Below are 12,583 nucleotides of genomic sequence, written 5' to 3'. Positions count from 1 at the left end.
CTCCTTTGCGAAAGGGTAAACCCCTTCGAACCCGTCGCTACGCTCCCAGAGCAAAAATTAAAAGATAATAAAATGGTGTAACCATTTTTTAAAATAAAAAGAGCCTAACAGGACTTTAGGGTTAAAATAAAAATATTATTACTTTTTAGAATATCTGAGTAAACTCTGACTTTCTAAAAAATTATAATAACTAAAAATAGAGATACTTAACTTTAATAAAACTTGTATTTTCATTTAAAACACAGCATCAGTGAAACTTAAGATTCTATGAGGTTTTCTAAACGCTCAATATCATCTAAATTAATTTCATCAATAATTACAGCTTCATCATTATTTAATGATTTTAAATAAATATTTTCATCAATTTTATAACTTTGATCTAGCAGTTCGTCTGGTGTCATGATTGAAATGATATGGTCATAGTGTCTTTCAATCATCTCAATAGACGTTCCGCAGTGTTTCGCTATTATGTTTCTATTAGCTCCTTTTTTTAGTTTATTTGTAATAAAAGTATGTCTGCAAGAATATAAAACAATATCTTTTTCTTTTAACTCATCAGATATTTCTTTTCTAAATTTACTGAATAAAGTTGAAAAGTCAGGCGTTACACCATTTTTTCTTTTAAACAAGTAAATGTCTTTTTTATCTTTTAAATGCTTTATGTAATAATTGTCAGACTTTATTTCAGAATCATTTTCAAACTTATAGTCAATAATTTCTTTAACTATTTTCATAGCTTCTTCACTAATTACAATCGTTCGTTTTACATTGTCCTTCTCAGCTCGCTTACCGCCTTTGATTTTTAAAGTCCAATAATTTCTTTCATTTATACTTTCAATTTTAATATCTTGATATTGAATGTTTGTAACTTCTTCACCTGTTCTAACTCCAGTTTCAGTGATAAATCTGAATACTTTTTCAAGTAAAAATCTATTTTCAGTTGCAATGCCTTTTTTTAATTCTTTTGATTTGAAATGTCTTATTATTTTTTCATAATCATTTTTATTGAAATATGTACCAGTTTCCGCGCTTTTTACTTTAATTTTTGGTAAAGGCGGTATCACATTAATCAATCGATTTGTTAATGCAAATTCAAAAATATATTTTATAGCTAAATTGATATAACTTAATTGAGTTGAACTGATTTCTCTTTCATAACTTTTGTAAAAAACTAATAAACAAGTATAATCAAAATTTTTAATATCAGTTTTACTAAAATTTTCACATAGTTCACTATAAATTCTTTTGTATCTTAAAAGATCTTTATTTCTATTTTTTTTAGTGTTTTCACTTTCAATTTTATTTATTTCCTTTTCAAGTTTTTTTAAAACATTTCTACAAATTGTCGAAATTGTTTGCGAAGGTTTACTTAAGTATTCAGTTTCAACATTTTCATTTGAAGCTTCAGCAATGAAATAAGCTTTTCTTGTTGCCTGAAGTTGATCTGAAGTTTTTAGACTTTTTCTAAATTCTTGTCCATTATTTCTAAATCTCAAGTACCAATTTTTTGATTGTTTTAGCTTATAAATAGCTAAAAATTCATCGAGTTTTATGTATTCACTGTTCATAAGATTTATCTAATTTTACATAGTTTTTTACATAGTACTATTTTACATCAACTTAAGTTGTTGATCAATAAGGTCAAAAATTTTTAAAAACGGGATTCAAAATCCCGCGCCCTTAAAAGCGTGCCAGTTCGAGTCTGGCCACTGGTACCAAATCCTTCTGATGAAGGAACTAAACCGACCTAGCGTCGGTTTTTTTGTACCTGAAATTTGGTTGTGTTTGAAGTGGAGCTTTAGGCATAAGTAAGACCTTAGCAAATGACAACTAAATCCACATCGTGTAGTGATAAATTAGCTTGTATTAAGCTATTGATAAATATTTATTTGCCATTAGCACTCAATGCGATTGCAGTGCTGTAGGTTGAGACTGTACTCGACAAGTTTAGTCAATTCTTAAGGGTTTACAGCTTTAATTAGAAAAATTAAATGTAGCGATTGTTTTTCAGATCTCGTGTCGGTAAAGCGATCATAAACATTGCGATTCACTTCAGATGTCCTTACTTATTAATACGCTTGGGTAGTCTATTTTGCTTAAGATTGTTAACTGCTTCAGTTGAAAAATAATTTGATTAATTTATTTTTTACTATTCGTTACGCTCTTTTGATTGAATTACGTATCTTCCTTAAGTTATTTATCTCGTTAAGCTAAATTCATTCCAGATTGGCTCAATCTATAATACTTAAAAAATAGTATTGAAGTGTCAACACTAATGGTGCACAGGCGGCAGTATGCTGTTCACTATACCAAGGACGTTAACTTATCAATGGAGAGAATATGTTTAAGTTTTTAGTACCATTATCATTATTGCTTGTTTCAAGCATTGCTATAGCTCAAAGCCCTGCAACAGTCTCTGATGTAGTTCAGCTTCAAGGCCCTTATAATGCGACTATTGAGCAGGTGCAAGAGAGTGTGGTCAATATGTATTTGCCAGATGATGGTGTAGCTGTAATTGATCTAATTGGGCAAGATAGGTTTGTAAGCTATACGATTAACACACTTCATTTTGAAGTATTTATAAAATCATCAGGGAAGACGGTTGCGATTAAAAATAATTTGCCTGATGGGTCTACGCAAAGCTTAGCACTTGAAACCTTATGTGGACGCTCAGTGTCGGTCAATATTATTAGTATTTCATCCAAAGCAACCCCAGATATGATTAAACCGAAATTGTTAATTTCAGCGCCAAGCTGTTAATCTGGCTTGCTTATTGCCTTATCAAAATTATAAATTATAAACAGGTATATTAAATGGAAAATCAAAGCCTTGCTGGTCGCTCTGGTGCCAGCGCTTTTGGTAATTTTAGGGTAATGAATAAATTAGGTACCACATTTTTTTTGATGTTTCTTATTGGTACCTTTTTGCCCTTGACAGATTTAGCTGGATGGTCAAATGAAACGATAAGTTTATACTCACTTTCTAACCCAAAACTTCTCATTTTTTTAGCCGTTATAGGTTGTATTGTTAATATTACTGGCATAAATCGTACTGCAGCTAGGATTGTTTCTTTATCCTTTATTGTGATTGTTGCCGGTTGGTGTTTTGCGCAGCTGTATGATATCTATGACGTGGCTAAGAAAACAGCTGCGTTCACTGGTCGTAATTTTGATTTAAATAATTTTTCTATTTCATTTGAAGATATTACTAGAATGATACCTGTTAGAGGTAGAGATCTTGTTTCTGTTGCGAGTATTCTATTGGTTACATCTTTTTTTGGTATTTTTTGCTGTATTTTTTCACCACGCTATAAAGAAATTCAGTCGATAAACGTTACAGATAAGTCAATTGGTAAAGTAAAGCCAAGCTTCAATGCTGAAGAGTCTCAGATTCATGTGAATAATGCTTTGAGTAAGTTAAAAAATATCTTGTTATTAATTACTGTTACAGTGATTGGTTTTATTAAGTATGTTTATAAAGTGATTTTTCCTCTTGTTGATGCTTTATTGAATAAAGCAACTGACGCGATTTGTGAGAAACAGGAGAGCCTAAAGCGTGAACATGTGAAAATGGTATTACTTGCCATGTTAGTTGTACTGATTTATATGATCTTTTTTTAAAAATTTCTTTGTATCAGCTAGGAACGGAGTTTTTCATTTCTAACTTTAAAACCTGATTTATAAGGAAAGAAAACCGACCTAGCGTCGGTTTTTTTGTACCTGAAATTTGGCAGTAGGTCGATTTAGTGGGATTCGGCGATATCCATTTGTGTCATGGTCACGCCTTTGATTTGTGCATAAATCGCTTTGCCATGGGTGAGTTGCAGTTCATCGCAGGCCCAAGGGGTGATGTTGGCCCAAAGTTCATCGCGGCCTAGGGCGATTTTTAATTGGATTTGTTCACCACTATCGCTGGGGTATAACTCTTTAATTTCTCCCTTCAATAGGTTACGGATACTCGATCCTTTGGGGACCTCAGTGCAAACCGAGACATGGTTTGCCTGAATACGTACTTTGAGTTTCTTAGTCGTTTCAGCCAGATAACCGCTTACCCATAGATGGTTACCATCATCCATCACGAGTCGCGTCATGGGGTAGTCTGGATGTCTGTCGGCAACCTTAGCACTGAGGAGTGAGCTGAGTTCCTGCAATGGCACCCAAGGGCGCATTTGCTCGCTATTCCACACTTCACTTAAGGCCCCTTGGGCGATCAATTTTCCCTGATGCAGCACCAGCATATAATCCGCCAGTTGTAAGATCTCATCTAGGCTGTGGCTCACATACACTATCGGCAGTTTTAGTTCCTGCGATAAGGTTTGCAGGTAGGGCAGTAACTCGCGTTTACGGGGTAAGTCGAGTGACGCCAGCGGTTCATCCATCAACAACATGTCGGGCGATGTTAGCAGGGCACGGCCAATGGCAACCCGTTGTTTTTCGCCGCCCGATAGCGTGCTGGGATACCGACTGAGCAGTTTTTCAATTCCCAGTAACTGCACAATTTTATCGAATAACACTGGGTTGGCTTTACGCACACCATAGTTGAGATTGCCCTTCACGCTATAGTGAGGAAACAGCCGTGCCTCTTGAAATACATAGCCAATATGGCGCTTCTCTGGGGGAAGGTTCACTTTACCTTGTTGATAAAGCAGTTTGTCGCCGAGGCGGATTTCACCGCTATCTGGGGTAGAAAGCCCGCCGAGTAGGTTTACTAGCGAAGTTTTACCGGCACCCGAGCGGCCAAAAACGGCGGTCACGCCTTGTAATGGCAATTGGGTATCGACTTTCAGTTGCAGTTGTCCGAGTCGTTTTTCAATATTGATTGTTAACATACGCTTGCCGTCCTCTGCAGGGCTTTTTTACTCAGCCATTGGGAGGCGAGTAAAGATGCGAGTGCGATCATTATCGAGATAATGCACAAGCGCATGGCCTGATATTCGGCCCCTGGGGTTTCAATAAAAGAGTACATGGCGAGCGGAATTGTACGAGTTTCACCGGGAATATTAGAAACGAAGGTAATAGTCGAACCAAATTCCCCTAGGCTGCGGGCAAAGGCGATAATCATGCCCGACACTATCCCTGGAGAGGTGAGCGGCAGTGTGATGGTGAGAAATACCCGCCATCGACTGCTACCTAACGTGCGTGCGGCCTGCTCGAGTCGAATATCTACAGTTTCAAAGGATTGGCGTATGGCTCTGACCATCAAAGGGAATGACACTATCGCCGCCGCGAGGGCCGCACCGCGCCAACTAAAGCTAAAACTGATGCCAAACCAATTATATAACCACTGGCCGATAAAGCCTTGGCGGCCCATGCTGATCAGCAGGAGGTAACCCACTACCACGGGCGGTAACACCAGTGGTAGATGGAGCACACTGTCGAATATAGCCTTGCCAGGAAACTCGACTCTGGCCAGCACCCAAGCGCATAAAATGCCCAAGGGTAAACTGGCGATAACGGCAACGGATGACACCTTTAAACTGAGCAGCAGTGCGGCGATTTCATAGTCGCTTAAAAAAGGGTCGCTTAGTAGAGAACCGCTTAAAAATGAGCCGCTTAACAAAGAACCACTCAGCACCCTAATTCACTCCAAAGCCATATTTCTCAAACACATTTTTTGCGCTTGGGCCCTGCAGATACTCATTGAACGCTTTGGCGCTTGCGGTCGATTCTTGTTTGACTAAGGCGATAGGATATTCAATTGGGCTGTAGCTCGTCTCTGGGAAGGTGGCCACGATTTTGATCTTCTGGGCGACTTTCGCATCGGTTGAATACACTATGCCAAGCGGTGCTTCACCTTGTTCAACTAAGGCGAGTGCGGCGCGGACATTGTTAGCGCGGGCGAGTAATGGCTCAGCAGCTTGCCACAGCTTGAGATTTTCGAGGGCTTGCTTGGCATATTGTCCTGCGGGCACATGATCAGGATCGCCAACGGCCATACGGCTGCCTTTTAATGCGGTTTTGATATCCCAATCGCCATTGAGCACCACCTCTGTGATGGGGCTATTTTTTTCGGCAATCAAGACTAAGGTGTTTTTTAGCAAGGTTTTACGGCTGTTAACATCGACCGCTTTGGCATCGACCAGATAATCCATCCACTTTTGATTGGCCGAGACAAACAGATCGGCGGGCGCACCATTGGCCACTTGTTTTGCCAGTGTTGAAGAAGAGGCGAAGGAGAATATCACCTTAGTATTGTGTTCTTTTTCATATTGCTGGCCGATTTCGTTAAGGGCATTGGTGAGTGATGCCGCAGCAAAAACAGTTACTTGCTCATCGTCTGCCGCAAAACTTGGGCTAGATGTCAGTGCCATTGTGAGTAATGAAGCCGTGGTAAAACGCAGCAATTGCTTAAGGTGAATGGATTTCATTGTATTCCTCCGTGATAAAAAGTAATCGTTATATACCAATCTATATATCGATTATTCAAGCCCTAAGCAATCAATTAGTGATCTGTGTGCGGTTTCTTGCGGATTAATGGCATTTATCCGCTGAAATATCTCGGCAATCTTATTGGTATCCTCAGGATGATGAAGGACAATAGGGCTCAAGTCAGACTTGGGTGCGGGATAAACGATGGATTTACATGCATTACTTACGCTTTCCCTCGGGGATAAGCCCTTCGCCAATCCTAGGCGGATAAGCCTGCTCGAGCAGGTCGCCAACACAGGCTCGATAAGCCAAGGCGCCAAGCTTGCGGGGATCAGTTATAAAGCGGCGTGGGACGCGATTAATGAGATGAACACCGCCATGCCCGAACCCGTAGTGTGTAGCGAAAAGGGCGGCAAAGGCGGTGGCGGCGCTAAACTCACCGAATTTGGCGAGCGGTTGCTCAAGGTGTATTCCATCACCTCCCAAGTACAAGCAATGGCTTTGGCTGCCTTGCTCGATGAGTCTGTCGATATGCACAGTTTATTGGATGTGATGGCGCATTTCTCTCTCAACACCAGCGCCCGCAATCAGTTAACGGGGCGTATCAATGGCATTGATTCATTTGGATTAAATGACAAAATCAGCGTGACCTTAGCGGGCGGACAACAGATTCAGATTTCAGTGACCCATTCGAGCCGCGAACGCTTGCAGTTAGCCCTGGATAAATCTGTGTTGTTACTGTTTAAAGCCCCCGCTGTACTGGCGACGACTCATGCCTGTGAAGTGGATGGGCAAAATTGCCTAAGCGGTCGTTTGCTGAGCGTGACTGAACTTGGCGATAAGGCCGAATTAGCCATAGATATTGATGGCAAAGATGTTATCTATTCAGTGATGCCACTCACCCAAATGCAGAATTTGGCTGTCGGCGAATCATGTTTCGCCTGTTTTGATGCCACGCAGGTGATCCTCGCCAGCATGAATTAGCTGAATAGAGTGATTAATTCGGTTAATCATTGGGTTATTCACTGAGAATGGCCAGTACTTGGCGTTATTGTTGTCGAATGGGATCGTTCGTTTTTGTATTTAAATCGACATCAAAGTCATAAGGCTTCACCCCACGACCTTGATCTTTCTTGAAAAAGAATTAAATGAAGTTTGTATATCTAGATTCGTTTGCATGGCAGAACTACCATAAGTGGCACAATCATAGAACGTCGAACCCCTACAATTTACCGCCTAACGATTTGGTATCGCACTAAATCGGCATTGCTACCTAATGCTCAGCCGTGCTTGCCTTGCAAATTTTTACACAGATATTTGCAAATCTTTACCTGTTAACGACACTTCCTTCGTCTACTGTCTTTGGCTAACTCTATATACTGTTGGAACAATTTCAGTTCCTTAGCAAGATGCATGCTTGCTGTCTTTAGCATTGATGGACACGACAATACCGATGAAAAAATCCTCAAAGCGTAAATTGCTGCTCGCGTTAAGCGGCTTAATCCTCCTGATTGGCGGTGCTTATTTTATGTGGCATAAGCCTGAAACGGCACCTACCTATGTGACTGAAGCGGTGCGCCGTGGCGATATCGAAAACTCAGTGTTGGCCAATGGCATGCTGCAGGCCTCTAAACTGGTGAGTGTGGGCGCGCAGGTATCGGGGCAAATTTTAAGTTTGCCGCTGGCACTGGGTGATGAAGTAAAGAAAGGCGATTTGATTGCTCAAATTGACAGTCTAGCGCAGCAGAATAATTTGAAGAATGCCCTCGCATCACTCAAAAGTATCAATGCTCAGTTCCGTGCCAAACAGGCGCAGATCCGTCAAGCAAAGTTGGAATTTAGCCGCCAGCAGCAAATGCTTGCCGATAAGGCCAGTTCCCGTGCCGATTATGAAGTGGCCGATGCTAATCTAACGGTTTATCAAGCCGAGCTTGAGCAATTAGAAGCGCAAAAACAACAGGCTGAGATTAACGTCGACAGTGCCCGAATCGATTTAGGTTATACCAAAATTACCGCGCCGATGGATGGCACTGTGGTGTATTCCGCGGTGGAAGTGGGGCAAACCGTTAACGCTAATCAAACGACGCCGACAATCGTGGAAATGGCGCAGCTCGATACCATGACAGTTAAAGCACAGATTTCCGAAGCCGATGTTGTTAATGTTCATCCGGGTCAAGCCGTGTATTTCACGGTTCTTGGAAAGCCGAATCATCCCTACCGTGGCGTTTTGAGGGCGATTGAGCCTGGGCCGATTTCGATGGATGGCGACGATAGCAATATGAGCTCTAGCGACTCAGATGCCATTTATTACCATGGTCTGTTTGATGTAGAAAACCCTGACCGCACCTTGCGTATCGGCATGACGGCGCAGGTGTCCATAGTGTTAGCTAAGGCCGATGATGCGCTATTAGTGCCTGCGCAGATATTACGTATAAAGCCGAGGGAGAAATCCGCTGCGACAGAGGCTAAGTCTGGCGAGCGTAAAGCCCCCAGTGGCCCGCAGTATCAAGTACCTGTGTTAGTCGATAACCAAGTGCAATATGTGGATGTCACGGTTGGGATTAACAACAAAATCAATGCTGAAATCATCGCGGGCTTGAAGGAGGGCGATCAGGTCGTGCTTGGCATGCCGTCCGCCGATGATGGCAGCAGCAAATTCCGTCGTCCACCTAGCGTGAGGTTCTAACAGTGACAACGGCATTACTTGAAATTTCAGGTTGTTATCGCACTTTTCAGGCGGGTGAGCAGCAACTTACTGTGCTGAAAGATGTGAACCTGTCGATTGGCCGTGGCGAGATGGTGGCGATAGTAGGCGCTTCTGGCTCGGGTAAATCGACCCTAATGAACATTCTTGGTTGTTTAGATAAACCGTCAAAGGGCGCGTATTTTATCAATGGCCAAGATACCTCAACGATGGACGTGGATGAGTTAGCCCAGCTGCGCCGCGAGCACTTTGGCTTTATCTTTCAGCGTTATCATTTACTGGGCGATTTAACCGCCATAGGCAACGTCGAAGTGCCTGCTGTGTATGCGGGTAAAGAGCGCACGATGCGTAAAGACAGAGCCGAGCATTTGTTAACGCGTTTAGGCCTTGGCGACAGGCTCGACCATAAACCTAATCAGCTCAGTGGTGGTCAACAGCAGCGTGTCAGTGTGGCGCGAGCCTTGATGAATGGCGGCGATGTGATCCTCGCCGATGAGCCAACAGGTGCGCTGGATAGTCACAGTGGTGAAGAAATGATGCAGCTGTTGCAGGAGCTGCACAGTGACGGTCACACCATCATTATCGTGACCCATGATATGCATGTGGCCCAATATGCCGACCGCATTATCGAAATCAAAGACGGCGTGATCATCAGCGATGAGCGCAGTCAGGATAAACAAACGGCTAAGCCGCAAAGCTCAACGTTACAAAATACGGCGTCACAAAAGCCTAACGGCGCAGTGCTAGCGAAAGACAGGTCGCGTGCGCGGGTGGGTTCTTGGGACAGATATGTCGAGGCGCTTAAAATGGCGCTGGTGGCGATGTCGACCCACAGGTTACGTACCTTCTTGACTATGCTTGGGATTATTATCGGTATTGCCTCTGTGGTTTCTGTGGTGGCCTTAGGTGAAGGCTCACAGCAGGCCATTCTCAAAAGTATCAGTTCGATGGGAACCAATACAATTGATATTCGCCCCGGTTCTGGTTTTGGCGATCGACGCTCGGCGCGGGTGCGTACCTTAACGGCGACCGATGCTAATGCCCTTAAAAATCTGCCCTATGTCGATAGCGTGACCCCAAGTATTGGCTCTAGCGCGACGGTACGTTTTGGTAATAAAGCGGTATCGGCCTCGGTGAATGGTGTGGGACCTGAGTTTTTCCGTGTAAGAGGGTACGAGTTAGCGCAGGGCCAATTTTGGGATGATGCCAGTGTCGCATCGCTCGCCCAAGATGCGGTGATTGATGACAACACCCGTAAGGAGCTTTTTCCTAACAGCGCTGCCGACAATAACTCGGCGATAGGGCAAGTGATTTTCCTTGGAGATTTACCCGTACGTATCATAGGTGTGACTCAACCCAAAGAAAGTGCTTTTGGTAACAGCGATGCGCTTAATGTGTGGGTGCCTTACACCACAGTTTCTGGCCGTATGATAGGTAAAAACTATTTGGATGGCATCACAGTGCGACTCGATGAAACTGTGCCGAGTAACGCGGCGGAGCAGGGCATTATCGCGCTACTTAAAATGCGCCACGGCACGCAAGATTTCTTCACCATCAATACCGATACCATTAGGCAGAACATCGAAAAAACCACAGCAACCATGACCTTATTGATCTCGGCGATCGCGGTGATTTCCCTTGTCGTTGGCGGAATTGGGGTGATGAACATTATGTTAGTGTCTGTGACTGAGCGGACCCGTGAAATCGGGGTGCGTATGGCAGTGGGCGCGCGTCAGAGTGATATTTTACGCCAGTTCCTTATCGAAGCCATTTTAGTGTGTTTGTGCGGTGGCACCTTAGGCATAGCCTTGTCCTACTTAATTGGCGTGGTGTTTGCTCAAACGGGGGGCAGTTTCCAAATGATTTATTCCACCACCTCCATCGTTGCCGCCTTTGCCTGTTCGACCTTAATTGGTGTGCTATTTGGTTTCTTACCCGCCCGCAATGCGGCGCAGTTAGATCCCGTTGACGCATTAGCCAGAGAGTAATAACACCATGAATACTAAAGTTTTTAATCAGCCATTTTCGCTTCGTAGCAGTACTATTGCTGTGGGCATTGCTTTGGGAATCGCTTTGCTAAGTGGCTGCGGCAGTTTGATGCGCTCAGACTTTGAACCGCCTGCATTGGCAATTCCAGAACAGTGGCAACACACCACAGTGAACGAGCAAGTAAAAGTCGACCCTTGGTGGCAGCAGTTTCATCAGCCGCAGCTCGATAAGCTGGTTAGCCAAGTATTGAGCACTAACAATGACTTAACGCTGGCGACCTTAACGCTGCGTAAAGCGCGCTTGCAGGCAGGGCTAACGAGGGACGATCTGTATCCGCAATTATCGGCCAATCTTGGTGCTTCCCGTAATCAGCCACTTGAGGGCGGCGATGCGACTAAGAGCTATCAAGCGAAATTGTCCGTGAGTTATGAGGTGGATTTGTGGGGCAAAGTGTCGGCCAATATCGACCAAGCCCAATGGGCTGCGCTGGCGAGTGCCGAAGATAGAGAAAGTACCACCCAAAGCCTAGTGGCGACCACCGCATCCTTGTATTGGCAGATAGGTTATTTAAATCAACGGATTGATTTAAGCCAAAAGAGTATCGAGTACAGTCAGCAAACGCTGGCATTAACCCAAAGGCAGTATGATTCTGGCGCCGTGACGCAAGTGAATGTGCTCGAAGCGCAGCGCAGTATGGCGGGACAAGAGGCGGCGCATAGTCAGCTTATCCAGCAATTAACTGTGGCTAAAAATGCCCTCGCGATATTACTCAATCAGGCACCAGCGGCTGATCCGGCGCAGAGTTTAGCCTCAGGGGAGACTTGGGTTGAGATTAAGCAACTCCCCGATGTGGCAGTGCCGGACGTTAGCGTGGGTGTACCCGCAGATTTGTTAGTCAGACGCCCAGATGTGAAGGCTTCCTTGTATCAACTGCGCTCCGCCTTGGCGAGTAAAGATGCCACCTATGCGAGTTATTTCCCCAGCCTGAGTTTAACCGGCGGTGTTGGAGAGTCGACCTCAGAGTTAAAAGAGTTGTTACGTAATCCCGTTGGCAGCTTAGGCGCAGGGCTAGTCTTGCCCTTTTTGCAGTGGAATCAAATGCAAATCAATAACGATATTGCCGATATCGATTATCAAACCGCAGTGGTGAATTATCGCAAGACGCTTTATTCCGCCTTTGAAGATGTCGATAACGCGATTTCGGCTAAGCAGCAATATCGCTATCAAGGGGAGAAATTGGCGCAGCAATTCATTGCCGCGGCGGCCGTTGAAGCCATTTATGAGAGCCAGTACCGCAATGGCGCTATCGGTATTCAGAATTGGATTGATGCCCAAGAGAAACGTCGCAGCGCCGAGGCGGCTTTACTCGAGAATCGCTATAACCAACTCACCGCCCAAGCGACGCTTTATCAAGCCCTTGGTGGCAGCGATATCGCCCCGCCTTTGGCAAAGGAATAACGCACGGTTGTAAAAGCATCACAGCGCGACAGAAAAATAAAAAACCGCTATTAATAGCGGTTTT

The 12,583-nt window shown here is 43.9% G+C and carries 10 protein-coding genes; 6 read left to right on the top strand and 4 right to left on the bottom strand.

What is annotated here, in order from left to right:
- Positions 1–257: 257 nt before the first annotated feature.
- Positions 258–1,568, bottom strand: a complete 1,311-nt coding sequence (locus MO387_RS16765) for a site-specific integrase (protein WP_242326418.1) — start codon at positions 1,566–1,568, stop codon at positions 258–260.
- 772 nt (positions 1,569–2,340) lie between these two features.
- On the opposite strand from MO387_RS16765, the gene MO387_RS16760 reads away from it, so the two are divergent.
- Positions 2,341–2,760: a hypothetical protein gene (locus MO387_RS16760; protein ID WP_107946561.1), complete on the top strand. Its 420-nt coding sequence runs from the start codon at positions 2,341–2,343 to the stop codon at positions 2,758–2,760.
- A gap of 53 nt (positions 2,761–2,813) precedes the next feature.
- Complete coding sequence (locus tag MO387_RS16755) at positions 2,814–3,620, top strand: hypothetical protein (RefSeq protein ID WP_107946562.1); 807 nt, start codon at positions 2,814–2,816, stop codon at positions 3,618–3,620.
- Between the two features lie 122 nt (positions 3,621–3,742).
- On the opposite strand, the gene modC is transcribed toward MO387_RS16755, so the two are convergent.
- The 3 genes from modC to modA are packed head-to-tail and all read right to left on the bottom strand — an operon-like array spanning position 3,743 to position 6,367.
- Positions 3,743–4,828 (bottom strand): molybdenum ABC transporter ATP-binding protein ModC, encoded by a 1,086-nt coding sequence (gene modC / locus MO387_RS16750; RefSeq protein WP_107946563.1) that lies wholly within the window; start codon positions 4,826–4,828, stop codon positions 3,743–3,745.
- Positions 4,822–5,559 (bottom strand): molybdate ABC transporter permease subunit, encoded by a 738-nt coding sequence (modB, locus tag MO387_RS16745; protein ID WP_107950121.1) that lies wholly within the window; start codon positions 5,557–5,559, stop codon positions 4,822–4,824. Before modB ends, modC begins: the two co-directional genes overlap by 7 nt.
- Before the next feature lie 16 nt (positions 5,560–5,575).
- Complete coding sequence (gene modA, locus MO387_RS16740) at positions 5,576–6,367, bottom strand: molybdate ABC transporter substrate-binding protein (protein ID WP_107946564.1); 792 nt, start codon at positions 6,365–6,367, stop codon at positions 5,576–5,578.
- Positions 6,368–6,572: 205 nt separating this feature from the next.
- Between modA and MO387_RS16735 the strand changes: the two genes are divergently transcribed.
- The 4 genes from MO387_RS16735 (at position 6,573) to MO387_RS16720 (ending at position 12,519) form a co-directional block, all read left to right on the top strand.
- Positions 6,573–7,352 (top strand): TOBE domain-containing protein, encoded by a 780-nt coding sequence (locus MO387_RS16735; protein WP_107946565.1) that lies wholly within the window; start codon positions 6,573–6,575, stop codon positions 7,350–7,352.
- A 469-nt stretch (positions 7,353–7,821) separates the two neighbouring features.
- Entirely contained in the window at positions 7,822–9,054 is a 1,233-nt protein-coding gene (locus MO387_RS16730; RefSeq protein ID WP_107946566.1) for an efflux RND transporter periplasmic adaptor subunit, read from the top strand.
- 2 nt (positions 9,055–9,056) lie between these two features.
- On the top strand, positions 9,057–11,060 hold the full coding sequence (locus tag MO387_RS16725; protein ID WP_107946567.1) for a MacB family efflux pump subunit: 2,004 nt from the start codon (positions 9,057–9,059) through the stop codon (positions 11,058–11,060).
- Between the two features lie 7 nt (positions 11,061–11,067).
- A complete protein-coding gene (locus MO387_RS16720; RefSeq protein ID WP_107946568.1) occupies positions 11,068–12,519 on the top strand; it encodes an efflux transporter outer membrane subunit in 1,452 nt (483 codons plus the stop codon).
- Positions 12,520–12,583 lie beyond the last annotated feature (64 nt).

The sequence above is a fragment of the Shewanella sp. N2AIL genome, assembly GCF_022690845.1.
In the GTDB taxonomy this organism is placed as follows: domain Bacteria; phylum Pseudomonadota; class Gammaproteobacteria; order Enterobacterales; family Shewanellaceae; genus Shewanella; species Shewanella baltica.
This window is presented reverse-complemented; position numbering and strand designations above follow the sequence as displayed.

What these genes read in the sequence shown, in the direction of transcription:
- MO387_RS16765 (WP_242326418.1), bottom strand. Translation starts at nt 1,568, where the DNA reads ATGAACAGTGAATACATAAAACTCGATGAATTTTTAGCTATTTATAAG.
- MO387_RS16760 (WP_107946561.1), top strand. Translation starts at nt 2,341, where the DNA reads ATGTTTAAGTTTTTAGTACCATTATCATTATTGCTTGTTTCAAGCATT.
- MO387_RS16755 (WP_107946562.1), top strand. Translation starts at nt 2,814, where the DNA reads ATGGAAAATCAAAGCCTTGCTGGTCGCTCTGGTGCCAGCGCTTTTGGT.
- modC (WP_107946563.1), bottom strand. Translation starts at nt 4,828, where the DNA reads ATGTTAACAATCAATATTGAAAAACGACTCGGACAACTGCAACTGAAA.
- modA (WP_107946564.1), bottom strand. Translation starts at nt 6,367, where the DNA reads ATGAAATCCATTCACCTTAAGCAATTGCTGCGTTTTACCACGGCTTCA.
- MO387_RS16735 (WP_107946565.1), top strand. Translation starts at nt 6,573, where the DNA reads ATGGATTTACATGCATTACTTACGCTTTCCCTCGGGGATAAGCCCTTC.
- MO387_RS16730 (WP_107946566.1), top strand. Translation starts at nt 7,822, where the DNA reads ATGAAAAAATCCTCAAAGCGTAAATTGCTGCTCGCGTTAAGCGGCTTA.
- MO387_RS16720 (WP_107946568.1), top strand. Translation starts at nt 11,068, where the DNA reads ATGAATACTAAAGTTTTTAATCAGCCATTTTCGCTTCGTAGCAGTACT.